Consider the following 19,235-nt stretch of genomic DNA (forward strand, 5'->3'; position numbering starts at 1 on the left):
CCTCAGACGAGGAGAGCGTCGAGCTGTGCCTCCAGCGGGGCCGGCGCGGTCAGGCGGTTGTCCACGGCCACGTGGGGCACCGGAGGAGGCGTCTCCGGCAGCATCCGGGCGGCGAAGGCGTCGAAGTCCGCCAGCTTGCCGGTGTCGCGCGGGGAGCCCCGGTCCTCCAGGCGGCGGCGGAGGGTCGCGGCGTCCGTCCTGACCCACACCAGGCGCACCGGCGGGCCGCCCAGGGACGCCGTCCACTCCGTCCAGCGCGACGCGTCCCGGATCTGCCCGGTGAACGGGCCGCTCAGCAGCACCGGGCAGCCGCGGGAACGGATCTCCCGCGCGGTGGCGGTCATCCCCGCGTACTCGTGCGGCTTGACGTGCTCGTCGTACCACGGGCCCTCCCGCTCGCCCGGGTCCCGGGCGAACGCCGTGAGGGTCGCCTTGACGAACGGCCCGTACATCGTGTCCTTGTCCAGAAGCGCGGGGACGGGGAGCAGCCGCTCCAGCATCAGGTCCGACACGGTCGTCTTGCCGGAGCCGGGCGGGCCCGCCACCACCCAGACCGGGGCGGGCGTCACGTCGACAGGCGCATGCGGCGGGTCGCCAGCCGCTCGATGCGCGCCTCGTCGATCTCGTGGCCGAGGCCCGGCTGGGTGAGCGGGACCCCGACGACGCCGCCGGACGAGCGGACGGGCGGGGTGACGAACACCGGCCCGCCCGCGGGGTCGGACACGTCGCTCGGCAGCGTGCAGCCCGGCAGCGCGGCGAGGGCGACCGCGGCGGCCTGCCCGATGCCGAACGAGCCGCACCCGCTGCACCACACGTCCCATCCCGCCGCGTACGCCAGGTCGTGGGCGCTGCGGGCCGCGGTCAGCCCGCCGAGCCGGTCCAGCCGCAGGTGCAGCGCCCGGCCGGCCTGCAGCGACAGCGCCGCGTCCAGGGTGTCCAGGTCGCCGACGGCGGGGGCGACGGCGGTACCGACCCGGAGCTGGAGCCGGGCGTGCGCGGCGAGGTCCCCGGACGGGAACGGGCGCTCGATCGCCGCCAGGCCGTAGGCGTCCAGGGCCTCCAGCACCGCCATGTGGTCGGACGACTCGGTGTAGGCGTGGCCCGCGTCGGCGACCAGCGCCAGCGCCGGATACGCCTGCCTGATCGCCCGGACGGGCTCGATGTCCCAGCCGGGGCGGACGTCCAGCGTGACCCGGGTGTGGCCCGCCCCGACGGCCTTGTTGACGCGCAGGGTGACCGTGTCCAGCGCGGGCTCCGGGGAGATGCGCGACCCCGTCACGATGGACGTGCGGGTGCCGCCGAGCGCGTGCGCGAGCGGCAGGCCGCGCGTCCGGCACCACAGGTCCCAGCAGGCCGTGTCGACGGCCGCGGCGGCCTCGCTGGCGCCGAGGTCCGCGGCGGCGGACACGTCCTCGGGACGGTCCCAGTCGAGCCCGATCAGGGCCGGGCCCATGCGCTCCTCGATGTCGGCCCAGGCCGGGCCCGCGCCGGCCGCGCCGCCCGGGACGGGCATCTCGCCCCAGCCGACCGCGTCGCCGCCGCCGTGGAGGCGGACGAGGACGCTCTCCGGCCGCCTTCCGCGCGGCATCGCCACGTGGAAGGCGTCGCAGCCCTGGATCAGAGGCACCCGTACCAGCCCTTCGAGGTAGTCGTCTCCCTCAATGATCCCCCCTCGGCGGACCGGCGCGGACATCGGCGCGGGTCAGGACCGCCGCAGGAACGGGCGGAGCGGCCGCCGCTCGTATCCGCCGTCCGCGAGGCCGGCGAGGCGCTCGAACGGGTTGTAGGACGCCCAGTCCCCGCACAGCAGCATCGACACGCCCGCGCACGCCCCGTAGAGCGGGATCATGGCGACGCCGAGGCACCAGGCGTACTGCGTCGAATGGCGCCCCTCATGACGGAGCAGCCGCGACGTGTCGGACAGCCGGGACGCGTCGCCGCGCAGCAGGATCACGTTGCCGACCGTGAACGCGGACGCGACCGGCACCGGCAGCCGGTAGCCGCCCGCCACGATCAGCCCGTCCGGGCCCCTGCGGAACCCCGCGCCGCGCGCCGTGGTCGCGGCCAGCAGGAGCCCCAGCCCCGTGGACAGGTTGACCGCGTTGACCAACTGCCGCACCCGATGCGCCCGTTTCACGCGCCCAGTTTCCCCTGCCGCCCGGCGCCGGGAAACCCCGCGGGCGCGGGCGTTCCGGGCCGGCCGGGGCCGGCTCAGGGGCAGCTGCTCTTCAGGGAGACGGGCTTGCTGTCGGGCTTGGGGGACTCGGAGCCGTCCGGGGAGTCCGGCGACTGGGTCGGCGTTGTGCCCGGCGTGCCGCCCGGGGTGCCGCTCGGCTTGGCGCTGACCTGCCGGGGGTCGCTGTTGACGGCCTCGGACGTCAGCTTGCGGATCTTGTCGAAGTCGGGGTTGCCGGTGTAGATCAGCGGCGGGACGAACTGCAGGCTGCGGATCTGCGCGCCGTTCTTGACCTTGTTCGACAGCTTCACCAGCGCGGGCAGCAGCTCCTGCGGGATGTCGGTCGACAGCGTCCGCTTGGCCGCGGCGGCGAGCTTGTCGAAGCTCCGCAGGACGGTCTGCGGGTCGGCCTGCTCGGCGATCGCGCGCATCAGGCACTTCTGCCGGCTCATCCGGACGTAGTCGCTGCTGTTGGTGCGGGACCGCCCGTACCAGAGGGCCTCCTTGCCCGACAGCGTCCGGTCGCCGGGCTGCAGGACGGCGCCCTGGAGCCCGTACGGGATCGGCTCGGTGATCTTGATCTTGACGCCGCCCATGGCGTCGATGATGTCGGCGAAGCCGAACATGTCGACGAGGATGTAGTAGTCGACGCGCACGCCGAGGATGCCTGCGATGGTGGCCTTCAGCAGCTCGGGGCCGCGGTGGTTCTTGGCGACGCCGGGCACCACGTCGGGGTGGTTCTCGGCGTACTCGTACACCTCGTTGAGCAGGCCCGGGTTCTGCGGGCCGTCGCCGGTGAAGCCGTAGGGGAACCGGTCGCGGGCCGGGCCGGGCGGCATCGGGAAGCTCTCCAGGTTGCGCGGCAGGCTCAGCAGCACGGTGTCGCCGGTCTTGGTGTCGACGCTGGCCACCGTCATGCTGTCGGTGCGCACGCCGGTGCGGTTGGAGGCCGCGTCGCCGCCGAGGAGCAGGACGTTGACGCGGGGCTCGCCGTTGAAGGGGTCCTCGGCGTCGACCTTCTTGCCGTTCTCGCTGCCGCTGCGGAAGATGCTGGTGAGCGCGTTCCGGTAGACGTAGGTGCTGTGCGCCGACCACGCGACCGGCACGGCGACGGCGAAGCACATCACCGCGACGGAGGCCGCGCCGAGCGCCCGGGCGCCGACCGCGAGGCGGGCCGGGCGCAGCACCAGGTAGGAGCGGATCACCACGAGGATCCACACCACCCCGAGCGCGACGAGCCCGCCGGACATCCGCTGCAGCGCCGCCGGCTGGACCGCGAGGTGCACCAGGTCGGAGCGGTAGACCGTGGCCGCGCCCGCCATGGCGACGGCGACCGTCAGGTACAGGGCGAGCAGCAGCCCGCCGGCGATCCGGCGGCCCGCGGCGAAGTGGGCGATGCCCCACACCAGGGCGGACGCCAGCGTCAGCGCCAGCGCGCGAGGGAGACCCCCGGCTCCGCCGGAGGTGCCGTCCTCGTCCCTTCCCCGGGCATGCCGCCTCGCGGACCGACCCATGTACGCTCCGATTCCCACCCACGGTGATTTAAGCCCTGGCTCACATTATGGACGCGCGGAACCGGGCAAAGGTTGCGTGGGAGTCGACCGCATGCGAGCGGGTGTGGCCTCTGGTACAGCTGTGATCCAGGATATTGAATCCGTCCCCGTCAGGGAAGCCGGGATGATCTTCCGGACGGCGCCGGGCGCGAGCGCGCGGGCGGCGCCGAGCGGCGGGACGATCACCAGCAGGCACAGGACGGCGACGGTGGTGCCGCCGGCGAGGCGCAGCAGCGGCGGCAGCCCGTCCGGCACCAGCACGGCGTAGGCATGGACGATCAGCGCCGCCCACAGCGCCGCGAGCAGCACACAGCCGGCCGTGGCGGCGGCCGGCCAGACCGGCCCGGCCGGCGGGCCGTGCCCGGCGGCGAGGGCGGCGGCCGCCAGCGCGAGCGCCTGCCCGGCGAGCAGCGCCGAGCCGCACCGGACGCGCCCGGAGCGCAGGAGCGCGATCCCCGGCAGCGCCGGCGAGACCCCGGCGATCAGCAGCGCCTCGGCCAGGCCGCGCAGTGCGGCGTCCCCGGCCCGGGCGTCCCGTCCGGGGGCGGGAGGCGGCGCGCAGGGCGCGTCCTTCGGCCGCGCTCGCGTCGCGGTGCCCGCCGGCGCGCCGTCGATCATGCCCCGCCCCCTTTGCCGACGAAGACCCCTCTCCGTCCCGGAGTAAGAGCGTGCAGGTCAGCGCGGGGATAACGGCGTGCCGGAGGCGGCGTGTCGCGAATTGCGGCGCCGGCCGCCCGGTGCGAGAGGCGGCGTTTACCAGCTGCTGGACAGCGGCTTGCCCTCGGCGTAGCCGGACGGGCTCTGGATCCCGATCGTGGCGCGCTCGTGGAACTCCTCCAGGGTGCGGGCGCCCGCGTAGGTGCACGAGCTGCGCAGCCCCGCCACGATCGAGTCGATCAGGTCCTCCACGCCGGGGCGCTGCGGGTCCAGGTACATCCGGGACGTGGAGATGCCCTCCTCGAACAGGGCCTTGCGGGCCCGGTCGAAGGGGGAGTCCTCGGCGGTCCGCAGCCGCACCGCCCGCGCGGACGCCATCCCGAAGCTCTCCTTGTAGAGCCGCCCGTCGGCGGCGCGCTGCAGGTCGCCCGGGGACTCGTAGGTGCCGGCGAACCACGAGCCGACCATCACGTTCGCCGCGCCCGCCGCGAGCGCGAGGGCGACGTCGCGGGGATGCCGGACGCCGCCGTCCGCCCACACGTGCCGGCCGTGCCGGCGCGCCTCGGCGGCGCACTCCAGGACGGCGGAGAACTGCGGGCGGCCGACCCCCGTCATCATCCGGGTCGTGCACATCGCGCCGGGGCCCACGCCGACCTTGACGATGTCGGCGCCGGCCTCGATCAGCTCGCGGGTGCCCTCGGCGGTCACCACGTTCCCCGCCACCACCGGGACGGCGGGGTCCAGGCCGCGGACGGCGGCGAGCGCGCCGAACATCTTCTCCTGGTGGCCGTGCGCGGTGTCCACCACGATCAGGTCGGCGCCCGCCTCCAGCAGCGCCTTGGCCTTGCCCGCGACGTCGCCGTTGACGCCGACCGCGGCCGCGATGCGCAGCCGGCCCGCGGTGTCCACGGCCGGCGTGTAGAGGGTGGCGCGCAGCGCGCCCGTGCGGGTGAGGACGCCGGCGAGGCGGCCCTCGCCGTCCACGACGGGGGCGAGCCGGTGGCCGCGCTCGTGCAGCCGGTCGAACGCCTCGCGCGGGTCGACGCCGGCCGGCAGCGTCACCAGGTCGCGGGACATGATGTCGCGGAGCTGGGCGAACCGGTCGACGCCCTGGCAGTCGGCCTCGGTGACGACGCCCACCGGCCGGTCGTCCTCGACGACGATGACGGCGTTGTGCGCCCGCTTCGGCAGCAGCGCGAGCGCGTCCCCGGCCGTGCTGGACGGGTCCAGCCGGATCGCGGTGTCCACGACCAGGTCGCGGCCCTTGACCCAGCCGATGACCTCGGCGACGACGTCGGCGGGGATGTCCTGCGGGAGCACCGCGACACCGCCGCGCCGGGCGACCGTCTCCGCCATCCGGCGGCCCGAGACGGCCGTCATGTTGGCCACCACGAGCGGGATGGCGGTGCCGCTGCCGTCGGAGGTGGCGAGGTCGACGTCCAGCCGCGACCCGACCGAGGAGCGGCGGGGGAGCATGAAGACGTCGTTGTAGGTGAGATCGTGAGCGGAACGCCCACCGTTCAGCAGGTGCACGGCTGTACTACACACCAATCCCGGATCAGAGTGGCTGGGCCACCGAACATTGTCGGTCATACCCGGCGATGCTCCGGACACGCCGGTAGGGCCCGCCGCGCGCTGGCCCGCAGGGGCCGTACCCAGGGGTGATGACACGGTGTCCCCGCGGCGGCGCCGATGTGATCTCCGCCGCGGTGTCCGCCTCCTTCCAGGCACAACGAAAGTGACCGGGCAGACCTGGTTGAAAACGGTGCAACGTGGGGCTTGGCTCTCTGTAAAGTTACCTCTTGACGTAACTGCGCCCTCGATGCACTTTTCTTACATGTGCCTCATGCGGACGGTGGATCCGCCGGAGGGGGCGTGACAGCAGAACACCGGGAGAAGCGCATGCAGGTCACGCACTCGGCCCCGGTGTGCCCCGTCCGCCTGCGCCGCGGGCCGTCCCGGCCGCGCGGCGGTCGCCCGAGTGATCACCGCGCCCGCGCACGCCCGCCGCCCGCACGGCCGCGCCGCGCCGAGCGCGCGGCGCGGCCCGGCAGCGTTGCGCTCCCGCGCCGGTCGAGGCGACGTCGGAAACGTCGCCTGCCGGAACCGGTCGCCGACGCATCGACGGCCGCCGGGCATGGCGAACACGAGCAAGATCAATATTTGACGTCATACCGTCCTGAAATGGAATGATCTTGCAGTCGCTGGCAGAACGATTCACCACACGTCGAGGAGGAGAACCGTGCTGGATGCGGTCGACGCCGTGCTCGTCCGCGAGCTCCAGCGGGATGGCAGGGCGACGTTCCAGGCGCTCGCCGACCGCGTCGGGCTTTCCCGCACGGCCGTGCGGGCACGGGTGCAGCACCTTCTCGAAACGCAGGTCGTCCGGGTCGTCGGCATCGTGCACGCCGCCGTCGTCGGCGCGGAGGCGATCGGGCACGTGTCGGTCACCGTGGACGGCTCCGCCCGGGAGGTCGCCAAGGCGGTCGCCGAGCGGCCCGCCGTCAGCTTCGCCGCGCTGACCGCCGGCCCGTACGACCTCGTCGCGCAGGTGCGCACCCGCGACGACGCCGCGCTCGCGGCCGAGGTGGACCAGATCCGGTCCGTCCCCGGCGTCCGCGCGGCGGAGGTGTTCCGGTCGGTGTCCACCGTGCGCGACACGCACACGGTGGTGCGCGAGCTCGGCGAGGTCACCCTCGACGACATCGACTGGCGGCTCCTGCACGAGCTGCAGCGCGACGGGCGCGCTCCCTACACCCGTCTCGCGCACGTCATCGGCCTCTCCCAGGCGGCCACCCGGGCCCGGGTGGTCCGGCTCATGCGCACCGGCGTCATCCAGGTCACCGGCCTGGCCGACCCGCTGGCCCTCGGCGCCGCCGAGCTCGGCGGATTCGGGCTGGTGGTGACCGGCGGGCTGCGGGCCGTGGCCGACGCGGTCGCGGCCCAGGACGGCGTCCGGTACCTGGCGACCGGCTTCGGGCGCTACGACATCGTCGGGCAGGCCGAGGCGGCCTCGCGCGGCGAGCTGGTCTCCGTGCTCGACGCCATCCGGTCCGTGCCCGGCGTCACGGTGCGGGAGTCCTGGCACCACCTGGACGTGGTCAAGGAGTCCTACACGGTCGAGCTCCCCGCCCAGCCCCTCAACGGGTCGTCCTGACCCGGACCGCCGCCCCGGCCACGGCGCACCGTGGCCGGGGCCACCGCACGTCCCGCTAGTCGCGCTAGTCGCGGTTGAGGGCGACCTCCTCCAGGTCCAGCTCGTGCATGACACGGGTGAGCACCTCGTCGTCGATGCGCCGCTCGTCCCGCATCCGGACGAACACCCGGCGCTCGGCGTCCAGCATCTCCCTGCGCAGCCGCCGGTACGTCGCGGTCGGCACCTCCTCGCCCTCCGGGCCCGTCCCGCCGCCGAGCCTCTCCCAGGCCCGCAGCTGCCGCTGCTCGGTGAGCTGGCGCAGCCGCTCCACCACCGAGTCGTCCAGCCTCTCCGCGGCGTTCAGCTCCTCCAGCCGTTCGAGCGCGGCCTGCGCGGCGGCGTGCTGCGCGCCGGCCTCCGCCACCGTGTCGCTGTAGCGCTCGCCGTCGCCGCCGATGCCGAGCGCGCGGATGAGCGCCGGGAACGTCAGGCCCTGCACCAGCAGCGTCCCGAGAACGGTCGTGAACGTCAGGAAGAGGATCAGGTCGCGGCCCGGGAACGGGCGGCCGTCCGCGGCGAACGGGATCGCGAACGCCGCGGCGAGCGACACCACCCCGCGCATCCCCGCCCACGACACCACCACCATGCCGCGCCAGCCGACGTTCCCGCGGGCCCGCTCCCGCCGCGACAGCAGCCGGGAGAGCTGGGACGCCGGGAACACCCACGCGAACCGGGCGGCGACCGTGACGGCGAAGACCGCGATCGCCCACCAGGCCAGCTCCTGCCAGCTCCACCCCGACAGCCCGCCGACCACCGGCGGCAGCTGGAGCCCGATCAGCAGGAAGACCACCGACTCCAGGACGAAGACCAGCACCTTCCAGAACGAATGCCCGATCAGCCGGGTCACCGCCCCGGACTCGGTCTCCCGGTTGCCGAGGTACAGCCCGCTGACCACCACCGCGATCACCCCGGAGGCGTGCACGCTCTCGGCGATGAGGTAGGCCGCGAACGGCGCGACGAGCACGACGCCGTTCTCCACGAGCGGGTCGTCCAGCCTGGTCCGCAGCCAGTGCAGCGGCGGCCCGAGCAGCAGGCCCACGGCGGCGCCGGCGACGGCGGCGAACAGGAACCGCCAGACGCCGTCCACCAGCGTGAACCCGGCGCCGGTCGCCGCGATCAGCGCGACCCGGAACGCGGTGAGCGCCGTCGCGTCGTTGAACAGGCTCTCGCCGACCAGCACCGTCACCGTCCGGCGGGGCAGGCCGAGGCGCTGCGCGACGCTCACCGCCGCCACCGCGTCGGGCGGCGCCACGATCGCGCCGAGCACGCACGCCGCCGCCAGCGGCAGCCCGGGGACGAGGAGGGACGCCGCGTACCCGACGGCGAACGTCGTGAACAGCACCAGCCCGATCGACAGCAGCCCGATCGACCACGCGTTCTCGCGCAGGTTGGTGAACGAGCTCTTCCACGCCGCGGAGAACAGCAGCGGCGGCAGGACCACGTAGAGCACGAACTCCGGGTCGAGCTCGAAGTCCGGTACGCCCGGGACGAACGAGAAGCCCAGTCCCGCGATCACCAGGACCAGCGGCGCCGACAGTCCGATGCGGCGCGCCCCCGCGGCCACCATGAGGGCGCCGACCGGGACGGCCAGCAGCCACAGCGCGTGCGTCGTCTCCACCCGCCGAATCATGGCATGGCCGGCGGAACCCGGCACCGGCGAGGCGGCGGGTCAGCGGGCGTGGTGGTCGCGGGGCGTCTCCTTGGCGAACGTCAGGAAGTCGCGGGCCGCGGGCGGCAGCCGGCGGTGCGCGTGGACGAGGCCGATCATGCGGGTGAGGGGCGGCATGAACGACCGGACGGTCACGCCCTCGGTGTCGTCGATCTGGTTGCGGTACCAGAGCAGCGAGCCCATCCCGGCCCGCACCCAGCCGAGCCACGCGCCGCGCTCGTCGGACTCCACCGCCGGGACCGGCCGCGCGCCGATCCGCCGCAGCATCGTGTCGATCTCGGCGCGCGGGGCGCTGCCGCGGGCGGGCAGCACCAGCCGCATCCCGTCCAGCGCGGCCGGCGGCACCGGTTCGCGGACCTTCAGCGCGGGCGGCGAGATCAACACCACCTCCCGCTGCTCGAACGGGTGCGCGGTCATGTCGCCGGGGACGGGCAGGTCCGTGAGCGCCAGCTCGGCGCGGCCCACCCGCAGCGCCGCCGCGACCTGGTCGCGGTCCGCGCAGCGGATCACCCGGACCCGGACGGCCGGCTGGTCCCGGGCGAAGCGCGGGATGAGCCGGCCCGTCAGCTCCGGCTCCAGGGACGCGGTGACGGCGATGCGCAGCTCCGCGCCCCGCCCGTCGGCGCGGGCGACCGAGAGGCCCTCGATCGCGTCGACGGCGTCCAGCGCGACGCGGGCCTGCCGGACGACCTGCTCGCCGACCGGGGTCAGCGCGACGCCGCGGCCCGACCGCGCGAACAGCTCGACGCCGAGCTCGCGCTCCAGCTCGCGGACGGCCCGCGACAGCGCGGGCTGAGCCACGTAGAGGGCCTGGGCCGCCGACGTCATCGTGCCGTGGTCGGCGGTCGCCACGACATAGCGCAGCTGCCGCAGATTCATGCACCGACCGTATGCCAACGAACCGCTGCGGTCCTGGACATAGCCGGATTCGGACCGGGTGTGGCCGCGCCGGGACGGCCGATCAGGCCTTGGCGTCCGGTGCCGGGCCCGCAGACGGCGCCGCCGGGACGTTCTCCCGCTCGGGCTGCAGCTGCGGGGCGCCGACGCCGCAGTGGCGCCTGCACTCCGGCTCGACGGCCTCCCCGGACGGCGTGCGCAGCGCGTCGTCGCCCACGGTGAGGAAGGTCAGCACGGCCCCGGCGGCCAGGAGCGCGGCGCACGTCATCATCGCGAGCCGGAACCCCTGCGCGAACTCGCCGGGATCGTTCAGGGCGTCGCCCGTCAGCCCGGTCAGCGGCGGGATCGCCGCCACCGCCAGCAGCCCGGCCGCCCGCGCCACCGCGTTGTTGACGCCGCTGGCCACGCCCGCGTGCCGGGCGTCGGCGGTGGCGAGCACGGTCGCGGTGAGCGGCGCGACCACCGCGGACAGCCCCAGCCCGAACACCACCACGGCGGGCAGGACGTCCCGGACGTAGGAGGAGTCCTCCCCGATCCGGCCGACCAGCAGCATCCCGCCCGCCGCCACCAGCAGCCCCACGGTCATCGGGAGCCGCGGGCCGATCTTCTGCGCGAGCGCGCCCGCCCGCGCCGACAGCAGCAGCATCAGCACGGTGACGGGCAGCAGCGCCGTCCCCGCCGCGATCGGCGAGAACCCGCCGACGACCTGGAGGTTGAGCACGAACAGGAAGAACAGCACGCCCATGCCGCCGTACATGATGAACGTGACGACGTTGACGGCGGAGAACTGCCGCGAGGCGAACACGTCCAGCGGCAGCATCGGCTGCGGCGCGGGGCGTCCCGTCCGCGCGCCCGGCAGGTGCCGGCCCCGCCCCCGCAGCCGCTCGACCAGCACGAACGCCACGGCCGCCGCCAGCCCGGCGAGCGCGGCGGCGGTGATGACCGGCGCCGCCGCGCCCCCGCCCGGCGCCTCGGTGAGCGCGTAGGTCGTCCCGGCGAGCGCCAGCGCCGCCAGCACCGCGCCGAGGATGTCGAAGCGCCCGCGCGCCTGCGGGTCGAAGCTCTCGGGGACGTGCCGGGCCGCGACCAGCACCACGACGGCGGTGAGCGGGACGTTCAGCAGGAACACCCACCGCCAGCCGGCCGCCTCGACCAGCCAGCCGCCGGCGAACGGGCCGACCGCGCCCGCGACGCCGCCGAGGCCCGACCAGGCGCCGACCGCGCGGGGACGGTCGTCGGGCGCGAACGACGCCTGGATGATCGCCAGGGAGCCCGGGGTGAGCAGGGCCCCGCCCACGCCCTGCAGCGCCCGCGCCAGGATCAGCGTCTCGATGTTCGGCGCCACGCCGCACAGCACCGACGCGACCGCGAACCAGACCACGCCGACCAGGAAGATGCGGCGCCGCCCGAACCGGTCGCCGAGGGAGCCGCCGAGCAGGATGAAGCCGGCGAGGGTCAGCGTGTAGGCGTTGACCGTCCACTGGAGTCCGGCGACGTCGGCGCCGAGGTCCCGGCCGAGCGCCGGGAGCGCCACGTTGACGACCGTCGCGTCGAGCATCGCCACGCTCGACCCGAGCACGGTCGCCAGCAGGATCCACCGTCCGGGGCCGCTGCGCAGCCGGACGTCGGGCATCAGACGATCAGGTTGTCGGCGAAGCACCAGCGCCAGTCCTCGCCCGGCTCGAACGACCGGACGATCGGGTGCCCCTCCTTCTGGTAGTGGGCGGTGGCGTGCCGCATGGGGGAGGAGTCGCAGCAGCCCACATGCCCGCAACCCAGGCAGAGCCGCAGGTGGACCCACCGCGTCCCTTCGGCGAGGCACTCCTCACAGCCCTGCGGCGTGTTCGGGGACGGATCCTCTACCGGAACGGTCTGCACGTGCTCGCAAGTGGCCATGTCTGAATCGTGCCACGACGCCGGTAACCGGATCACCAATGATCGGGGCTGAAGGGCTCGTCCTCCGGGCGGGCGGACTCCGACAGCAGCCGAAGGTCCGACTCGACCATCATCGTCACCAGGCTCTCGAACGACACCACGGGCTCCCAGCCGAGCTGCTCGCGGGCCTTCTTCGGGTCGGCGCACAGCAGGTCGACCTCGGCCGGACGCGTGTACTTCGCGTCCAGGACGACGTGGTCCTCCCAGTTCAGGCCGGCCGTGCGGAACGCGAACTCCACCAGCTCGCGCACCGACTGCGTCTGGCCCGTTCCGATGACGTAGTCCTCGGGGGAGTCCTGCGCCAGCATCATCCGCATCGCGCGGGCGTAGTCGCCGGCGTAGCCCCAGTCGCGCCGCGCGTCCAGGTTGCCGAGCCGCAGCTCGGCGGCCAGGCCGAGCTTGATGCGCGCCGCGCCCAGCGACACCTTCCGCGTCACGAACTCCGCGCCGCGGCGCGGTGACTCGTGGTTGAACAGGATGCCGCTGACCGCGAACATCCCGTAGGACTCGCGGTAGTTCTGCGTGATGTAGTGCCCGTAGCTCTTCGCCACCCCGTACGGGCTGCGCGGGTGGAACGGCGTCTTCTCGTTCTGCGGGGTCTCCCGCACCATCCCGAACATCTCCGAGGACGACGCCTGGTAGAAGCGGATCTGCTCGCTGCCGGGCGTGCGGGACGGGCTGATGCCCGACACCACCCGGATCGCCTCCAGCATCCGCAGCACGCCCATGCCGGTGACCTCGGCGGTGAGCTCGGCCTGCTGCCACGACATCGGCACGTAGGAGATCGCGCCCAGGTTGTAGACCTCGTCGGGCCGGACCCGCTCGACCGCCGAGATCAGGCTGCCCTGGTCCAGCAGGTCGCCGGTGGTGATCTGCACGTCGCCGATGTGCTTGCGCAGCCGCGACACATGGGGGTTCGCCTGCCCCCGCACCAGGCCCCAGACCTCGTACCCCAGCCCGAGCAGATGCTCGGCCAGATACGAGCCGTCCTGTCCGGTGATGCCGGTGATGAGTGCTCGCCTGGACAGCGGATCCTCCATGGCTGAATTAGGTCCGACGCGGGCCCACCACGGGCAGAACCCGCAACGAGCGTGAAATATGAGGTTACCGACCAGGACATGTCCATGACGAGGGAGGGCGCCGTTTGAACCGAATTCCCTTCTGGTTCGCTCGCCGGCCCGCGCGTGTGCCACGGTGAGACCCATCATGAGCTCTCCGGACGCGCCGCCGCTGCGGCTGAACGGGCGTGAGATCGGCCCGCACGCGATCATGGCCGTGGTGAACCGGACGCCCGACTCGTTCTTCGACCGCGGCGCCACCTACGGCTTCGACGCGGCCCTCGCCGCCGCCGGCCGGGCCGTCGCGGCCGGCGCCGACATCGTCGACATCGGCGGGGTCAAGGCCGGCCCCGGGGAGGACGTCGGCGTCGCCGAGGAGCTGCGCCGGGTCGTCGACCTCGTCGCGGCGGTCCGGGAACGGCACCCGGACGTGGTGATCAGCGTCGACACCTGGCGCGCGGAGGTCGGCGAGGCGGTGGCGCGGGCCGGCGCCGACCTGCTGAACGACACCTGGGGCGGACCGGACCCGCGGCTCGCCGAGGTCGCCGCCGCGCACGGGATCGGGCTCGTCTGCGCGCACGCCGGCGCCCTCGCGCCCCGCACCCGCCCGCACCGGATCGGCTACGGCGACGTCGTGGCGGACGTGGTCGGGCACGTCACGGCCGAGGCCGAGCGCGCCGCCGCCCTCGGCGTCCGCCGGGACGCGATCCTCATCGACCCCGCGCACGACTTCGGCAAGAACACCCGCCACTCGCTGGAGATCACCCGGCGGCTCGGCGAGCTGACCGCCACCGGCTGGCCGGTCCTGGTCGCGGTGTCCAACAAGGACTTCATCGGCGAGACCCTCGGGCGCCCCGTCGACAAGCGGGGCGTCGGCACCATGGCCGTCCTCGGCGTCTCCGCGGTGCTCGGCGCCCGCGTGTTCCGCGTCCACGACGTCCCCGCCGCGCGGGCCGCCCTGGCCGCCGTCGGCCGCCTCGGCGCCGCGCGCTGACACCACGCGGGCGGGCTCAGTGCGGGCTCAGTGGGCGGCCTCGCGCCGGCGGGCCCGGTAGGCGGCCACGTGCATGCGGTTCCCGCACGTGCGGCTGTCGCAGTAGCGGCGGCACCGGTTGCGGGACAGGTCGACCAGCACCCGCGAGCAGTCCGGCGCCTCGCAGGTGCGCAGCCGGTCCAGCTCGCCCGCGGCCACCACGTAGGCCAGCGCCATCCCGCAGTCCGCGGCCAGATGCTCGCCGAGCGGGGCGCCGGGCGCGAAGAAGTGCACGTGCCAGTCGTAGCCGTCGTGGTCGGTCAGGTGCGGCGTGGCGCGGACCTCGCCGACGATCTCGTTGATCAGCCGGACCGCGGCCGGGACGCCCTCCGCGCGGAAGACCGCGTGGAACCGGGCGCGCAGGTCGAGGACCCGGGCCAGGTCCGCCTCGGTGAGCGCGCCGACGTCGCTGAAGGCGTTGCGCTCCACGAACCCGCGCAGGCCCGGCAGCCCGCCGAGGCCCTCCGCGCCGGACGCCGCCGCGCCGGTGTTGATCAGGTCGACGACGACGGCGAGCGCGTGCTCGGTGTCATGAGTGAAGATCACAACGACTCCAGTCTCCGTGGGCCGGGCGGTCGTGTTCCCGGCGGCGCCGCCGGGGCCGGCACGCGGCCCGCGGACCCCACCTTATGACGAGGAGCGCCTCCCTTTACTGGCACGCCGCCAATTTATGCCGGAGCGCGGGGAGAGCCTGGTCGGCCGGAACGGTCCACTTCCGGACGCGGGGCCCAACGGCGTGGTGGGGGCCTGGATGAAGCCGGTCCTCAGCGCTCGTAGTGCGGGTCGGCGACGACCGGGTAGAACGCGTCGGTGTGCTGGACCCGCATCGTGACCGCCGAGCCCTCCAGCGTGTAGTCCGCCTTCACCTGGCGGAACATCGAGTCGCTCGCCCACGGGTTGTAGAGCCGCCCGACCGTCGCGCCGTACCGCAGGTGGACGACGTCGTAGCCGCCGGACGGCATCGACTCCAGGGTCAGCCCGTCGGCGAGGGAGACCGCGAACCGGAACTCGGTGGGGGCGTCGGGGCCGTGGATGACGGTGAGGAGCCGCACCCCGCCGGCCGTCGTCTGCGCGACGATGTCGGTGTCGACGTCCACGCCGACGAACACCCGCAGGCTGGGACGCAGGACCTGGGCGACGGTGTCGGCGGCCGCCACGTCGATGCCGAAGTGGATCCGCTGCCCGTCCCGCGTCGGCACCCACACTCCGTCACGGGCCCGCTGCCCCCAGGCGACGTCGGGGTTCTCCATCTCCTGGGGCTCGTTCTTGCCCCGCGCGACCAGGATTCTGGAGGCGGCGTTCATCGCCGCGGCAGCCCCGTCCCGTGCATGCCTCATGGCGGGCCCCCTCGCCTTCTGTCATCACTTCCGCGGCCTCACGTTCGCCCTGGGTTTACCACGGGCGGTGCGGGCGGGACGCCCTTTGGCCTGCCCCTGGTCGATAAGCGACGTTCGCCCCGTGCGTCGTTGGACCTTACACCACGCTTATACGCCCCGGTCGGGGCGGGCGCCGATCTTCTCGGCGGCCGTTCCCGGCCGGGGCGGGCGCCGTCACCATCCGCGCGCGGAGCCTCACGCGGGCAGGCGTCCGCGGGCCGTCCCGGAGCGCTGGACGGCCCGCGGCGGGGACCGCCCTAGGCGAGCGCGGGCTCACCCACGGTGACGGAGGCCGGCAGGTCGGCGAGCACCTCGCCGAGCCGGTCGAGCGCGTCGGAGATCCACGGCAGGGACGCCGGGGCGGGCGCCGCGAGGGCCGCGAGGCGCTGCTCGTCGTCCTCCCCGTAGAGCAGGCTCGGCGCCACCCGCATGCGCAGCGCGGACGGGGCGTCCCCGAACGAGCTGCCCGGCAGGACGCCGACCCCGTAGCGTTCCAGCAGCAGGTGCGTGAGGTCGGCGGCCGTCCGGACGCCGTGGTTGGCCTCCAGGGCCTCCCGCATCGGCCCGAAGTCGGGGTAGAGGTAGAAGGCCGCTTCCGGACGCGTGACCCGCGCGCCCGCGGCGGCGAACCGGTCGGCGACCGCGCCGGTGATCGCGGCGTGCAGCCGCCGGCTGCGGTCGACGTGCTCGACCAGCTCGGGCGGCTCGGCGAACGCGTACGCGGCGGCGTGCTGCATCGGCGCCGGGGCGCTGGACCAGATCTCGCTCGCCACCCCGAGCAGGCTGCCGCGCAGCGCGGCGCCGAACGGCCCGTCCGGCAGCCGCGCCACCCCGATCCGCCAGCCGCCGGCCGCCAGATTCTTGCTCAGCGCGGTCGTCACCACGGTGCGCTCCGGCGCGTACAGGGCGGGGGACGGCACCGTCCGCCCGGGGGAGTGCACCAGGTCGCGGTAGATCTCGTCGGAGATCACGACCAGGTCCTGCTCGCGCGCGACCGCGCACAACCGCCGGACGGTCGCCTCGGACGCGAGCGTCCCCGTCGGGTTGTCGGGCAGCGTCACCACCACGGCCCGCACGTCGCGACCCCGAGCCCGCGCCCGCACCACGGCGTCGGCCAGCAGCGCGGGGCTCGGCACGCCGCCCTCGCCCGGCGGGGTGGCCACGCGGATCGGCTCCGCCCCCGCCAGGGACGTCTGCGCCGCGTAGCTCACCCAGCTCGGCGCGGCGACCACCACATCACCGCCCAGAGCGGTCAGCAGGGCGAACAGCAGCGGCTTGCTCCCCGGGCCGGCGACCACCATGGACGGGTCGGTGGGCAGCCCGCGGCGCGCCCAGTACCCGGCCGCGGCGGCTCGCAGCGCGGGCGAGCCGGCCACCGGCCCGTAGCCGCCGCGGCCCGCGGCCGCGCCGAGCTCGCGGGTCAGCGCGGGGTGCAGGGGGATCCCGGCCTCCCCGAAACCGAGGGGGAGCACGCGTTCACCGCGTCTCCGCTTGCGGGCCATGGCCTCGTTGACCGCGAGCGTCGCCGACAGCGGGACCGGGCGAGGGGCGAACGACACCGGACGGAGGGCCGCGGGATGGTTCTGGGCAGGCATGAACTACTCCAAGGCATGCGTGATAGACGGTGGGTGACCGTGGAAATCCCCGTGTGCTGCGACCCGGCCGGGTTCGCTTCATGCTTGCCCGCATTTAGCATCATCACAAGCGAGTCTCATCGATGGTGACCGTAAGATGGGCTGATGCTAGAGCTTCGCCGCCTGCGGCTTCTCGCCGAATTCGCCCGCCGCGGGAGCATCGCGGCGACCGCCGCCGCCCTCGGCTACACGGCCTCGGCGGTCTCCCAGCAGCTGGCCGCGCTCGAACGGGAGGCCCGCGTCCCGCTGCTGGACCGGACCGCCCGCAGCGCGGAGCTGACCGATGCCGGACGGCGCCTCGCCGACCGCGCCGAGGAGATCCTCAACCTCGTGGAGACGGCCGAGGCGGAGCTGTCGGCCCAGGCCGACGCCCCCATGGGCCGGGTCGTGGTCACGGCGTTCCCGACCGCCGCCGTCGCGTTCGCGCCCGCGCTGGCGCACAGCCTCGGCGACCATCCCGATCTCACGTTCGTGCTGCGCCAGACCGCGCCCGGCGCCGGGATCCGCCAGGTACAGAACGGCGAGGTCGACATCGCGCTCATCGACGACTGGACGGGAAAGGTCCCCGAGCAGTCGCCCGCCGCGCTGGAGTTCTTCCACCTCCGGCGCGACCCGCTCGTCCTCGTCGTCCCGGGCACGCACCCCATGTCGCGTCCGGACCGGGCCGTCGACCTGCAGCAGCTCCGGGAGGAGCCGTGGATGGCGGCCCCGCCCGGGGAACCGTCCCGGCAGGCCGTCGAGCGGCTGCTGGACGCCGTCGGCGGGGCCCGTCCCGTCCCCTGGGAGTTCGAGGGGCTGCACACGATCCTGAGCCTTGTGGCGCGGGGGATCGGCATCACCGCCGTGCCGGCGCTCGCGCTGGCCGCCGGCGACCAGGACGTGGCGGTGCGGCGCATCCCCGAGTGCACGCTCGCCCGCGAGGTGTACGCGGTGACCCGGTCCGCGAGCGTGCGGAGGCCGTCGGTCGCGGTCACCCTGCGCGCCATCTACGCCGCCGCCCAGGCCGTCCAGCCGGCCCCGCCCGAGGACTGACCAGCGGTTTTCCGAGGTCGGCGGAGGCTTGAAGGCGGAGTCCTCGGGCATGGCCGATTCCGGCCCGCATCCGCGGCGATGCGGCCCCGGTTCCGAACCAAACGGACGCCGGGCCCGAACTAAGGAGGGAACAAGCCGCGCGCTACGGATCGTTCGAAAACGGACGGCCACGTGCGGATCATCACGTACGGTGGTGCGAATCGTGAGCACATCCGAGTCCATGCACACCGATCGGGGAGCGCAGCGCTCGATGGAACGACCGGCGACCATGACCGCCGAACCGCCAGGGGCGGTTCGGGCGGAGCTGCCGCAGGACGGCCACGCGGGTGGCCACCACGTGTTCGAGCTGCCGCGGGTGACCGCGCTGCTGATGCACGCGCTCCCGCGGTTCGTCGAGGGGGTCATCGCGCCCGTCGCGGTGTTCTACGCCGCGCTCACCCTCCTCGGGCTGAACGGCGCGCTCGTGGCCGCCGTCGCCTGGGTGTACGGCGGGATCATCTACCGGTACGTCCGCGGGCACCCGGTGTCGGGGATGCTGATGCTGGCCGCGGTCGGTGTGACGGTCCGCGCGATCTTGGCCGCCGCGACCCACAGCGCGGTCGTCTACTTCCTCCAGCCGACGCTCGGCACGCTCGCCGTGAGCATGGCCTTCCTCGCCTCGGTGCCGCTCGGGAAACCGCTCGCGATGAAGCTCGCCAAGGACATGGCGCCGATCCCTGACGCGTTCTACAAGCACGCCAGGGTCCACCAGTTCTTCCTGCGCATCTCGCTGCTGTGGTCGGCGGTGCTGCTCGCCAACGTGGGCATCAGCCTCTGGATGCTGTTCAACCAGTCGATCAGCATGTACCTGTGGATCCGCACCGGCATCGTCGCCGGGCTGGGCGCGATCGGCATCGCGGTGTCGGTCTGGGGCTTCAAGCGCGTCGTCCGCCACGTGAACCGCGAGCCCGCGCGCGCGTCCGGCACCGGCTCCGCCGCCTGACCGGTCCCGCCCGCCCCGCCCGCACAGCGATTCCCGT

The 19,235-nt window shown here is 74.2% G+C and carries 18 protein-coding genes; 4 read left to right on the top strand and 14 right to left on the bottom strand.

The window, feature by feature from the left end; all coding sequences use genetic code 11:
• Positions 1–2: 2 nt before the first annotated feature.
• From K8Z49_RS02990 to K8Z49_RS03015, 6 genes are all read right to left on the bottom strand, one after another.
• Positions 3–569 (bottom strand): AAA family ATPase, encoded by a 567-nt coding sequence (locus tag K8Z49_RS02990; protein WP_075021668.1) that lies wholly within the window; start codon positions 567–569, stop codon positions 3–5.
• Positions 566–1,627, bottom strand: a complete 1,062-nt coding sequence (locus K8Z49_RS02995; protein WP_021599894.1) for an enolase C-terminal domain-like protein — start codon at positions 1,625–1,627, stop codon at positions 566–568. Before K8Z49_RS02995 ends, K8Z49_RS02990 begins: the two co-directional genes overlap by 4 nt.
• 75 nt (positions 1,628–1,702) lie before the next feature.
• Positions 1,703–2,137, bottom strand: coding sequence for a hypothetical protein (locus K8Z49_RS03000; RefSeq protein WP_024934942.1), 435 nt, complete (start codon positions 2,135–2,137; stop codon positions 1,703–1,705).
• Between the two features lie 74 nt (positions 2,138–2,211).
• Complete coding sequence (locus K8Z49_RS03005; protein WP_021599896.1) at positions 2,212–3,690, bottom strand: LCP family protein; 1,479 nt, start codon at positions 3,688–3,690, stop codon at positions 2,212–2,214.
• A 45-nt stretch (positions 3,691–3,735) separates the two neighbouring features.
• Complete coding sequence (locus tag K8Z49_RS03010; RefSeq protein ID WP_024934941.1) at positions 3,736–4,347, bottom strand: hypothetical protein; 612 nt, start codon at positions 4,345–4,347, stop codon at positions 3,736–3,738.
• A gap of 135 nt (positions 4,348–4,482) precedes the next feature.
• On the bottom strand, positions 4,483–5,919 hold the full coding sequence (locus K8Z49_RS03015; protein WP_021600430.1) for a GuaB1 family IMP dehydrogenase-related protein: 1,437 nt from the start codon (positions 5,917–5,919) through the stop codon (positions 4,483–4,485).
• Positions 5,920–6,628: 709 nt separating this feature from the next.
• On the opposite strand from K8Z49_RS03015, the gene K8Z49_RS03020 reads away from it, so the two are divergent.
• A complete protein-coding gene (locus K8Z49_RS03020; RefSeq protein ID WP_021599873.1) occupies positions 6,629–7,543 on the top strand; it encodes an Lrp/AsnC family transcriptional regulator in 915 nt (304 codons plus the stop codon).
• Between the two features lie 64 nt (positions 7,544–7,607).
• Here the strand turns inward: K8Z49_RS03020 and K8Z49_RS03025 are convergent, their stop codons facing one another.
• From K8Z49_RS03025 to K8Z49_RS03045, 5 genes are all read right to left on the bottom strand, one after another.
• Positions 7,608–9,200: a Na+/H+ antiporter gene (locus K8Z49_RS03025; RefSeq protein WP_021599872.1), complete on the bottom strand. Its 1,593-nt coding sequence runs from the start codon at positions 9,198–9,200 to the stop codon at positions 7,608–7,610.
• A gap of 51 nt (positions 9,201–9,251) precedes the next feature.
• Entirely contained in the window at positions 9,252–10,130 is an 879-nt protein-coding gene (locus K8Z49_RS03030) for a LysR family transcriptional regulator (RefSeq protein ID WP_021599871.1), read from the bottom strand.
• An 82-nt stretch (positions 10,131–10,212) separates the two neighbouring features.
• Positions 10,213–11,781: an MFS transporter gene (locus K8Z49_RS03035; RefSeq protein ID WP_412517557.1), complete on the bottom strand. Its 1,569-nt coding sequence runs from the start codon at positions 11,779–11,781 to the stop codon at positions 10,213–10,215.
• On the bottom strand, positions 11,781–12,044 hold the full coding sequence (locus K8Z49_RS03040) for a ubiquitin carboxyl-terminal hydrolase 14 (protein WP_024934939.1): 264 nt from the start codon (positions 12,042–12,044) through the stop codon (positions 11,781–11,783). Before K8Z49_RS03040 ends, K8Z49_RS03035 begins: the two co-directional genes overlap by 1 nt.
• Positions 12,045–12,076: 32 nt before the next feature.
• On the bottom strand, positions 12,077–13,111 hold the full coding sequence (locus tag K8Z49_RS03045; RefSeq protein WP_024934938.1) for a GDP-mannose 4,6-dehydratase: 1,035 nt from the start codon (positions 13,109–13,111) through the stop codon (positions 12,077–12,079).
• A 178-nt stretch (positions 13,112–13,289) separates the two neighbouring features.
• Between K8Z49_RS03045 and folP the strand changes: the two genes are divergently transcribed.
• On the top strand, positions 13,290–14,135 hold the full coding sequence (gene folP / locus K8Z49_RS03050; protein WP_033331140.1) for a dihydropteroate synthase: 846 nt from the start codon (positions 13,290–13,292) through the stop codon (positions 14,133–14,135).
• Positions 14,136–14,162: 27 nt separating this feature from the next.
• On the opposite strand, the gene K8Z49_RS03055 is transcribed toward folP, so the two are convergent.
• The 3 genes from K8Z49_RS03055 to K8Z49_RS03065 all read right to left on the bottom strand — a co-directional run bounded on the left by K8Z49_RS03055 (position 14,163) and on the right by K8Z49_RS03065 (position 17,145).
• On the bottom strand, positions 14,163–14,720 hold the full coding sequence (locus K8Z49_RS03055; protein ID WP_021600258.1) for a CGNR zinc finger domain-containing protein: 558 nt from the start codon (positions 14,718–14,720) through the stop codon (positions 14,163–14,165).
• 218 nt (positions 14,721–14,938) lie between these two features.
• On the bottom strand, positions 14,939–15,511 hold the full coding sequence (locus K8Z49_RS03060) for a hypothetical protein (protein ID WP_024934936.1): 573 nt from the start codon (positions 15,509–15,511) through the stop codon (positions 14,939–14,941).
• Positions 15,512–15,807: 296 nt separating this feature from the next.
• Positions 15,808–17,145 (bottom strand): pyridoxal phosphate-dependent aminotransferase, encoded by a 1,338-nt coding sequence (locus tag K8Z49_RS03065; protein ID WP_412517558.1) that lies wholly within the window; start codon positions 17,143–17,145, stop codon positions 15,808–15,810.
• 144 nt (positions 17,146–17,289) lie between these two features.
• Between K8Z49_RS03065 and K8Z49_RS03070 the strand changes: the two genes are divergently transcribed.
• Both K8Z49_RS03070 and K8Z49_RS03075 read left to right on the top strand, forming a co-directional pair.
• Positions 17,290–18,216, top strand: a complete 927-nt coding sequence (locus K8Z49_RS03070) for a LysR family transcriptional regulator (protein WP_021597341.1) — start codon at positions 17,290–17,292, stop codon at positions 18,214–18,216.
• A 202-nt stretch (positions 18,217–18,418) separates the two neighbouring features.
• Entirely contained in the window at positions 18,419–19,198 is a 780-nt protein-coding gene (locus K8Z49_RS03075; RefSeq protein ID WP_235206377.1) for a VC0807 family protein, read from the top strand.
• Positions 19,199–19,235 lie beyond the last annotated feature (37 nt).

The sequence above is a fragment of the Actinomadura madurae genome (genome assembly GCF_047130825.1).
GTDB lineage: Bacteria > Actinomycetota > Actinomycetes > Streptosporangiales > Streptosporangiaceae > Spirillospora > Spirillospora madurae.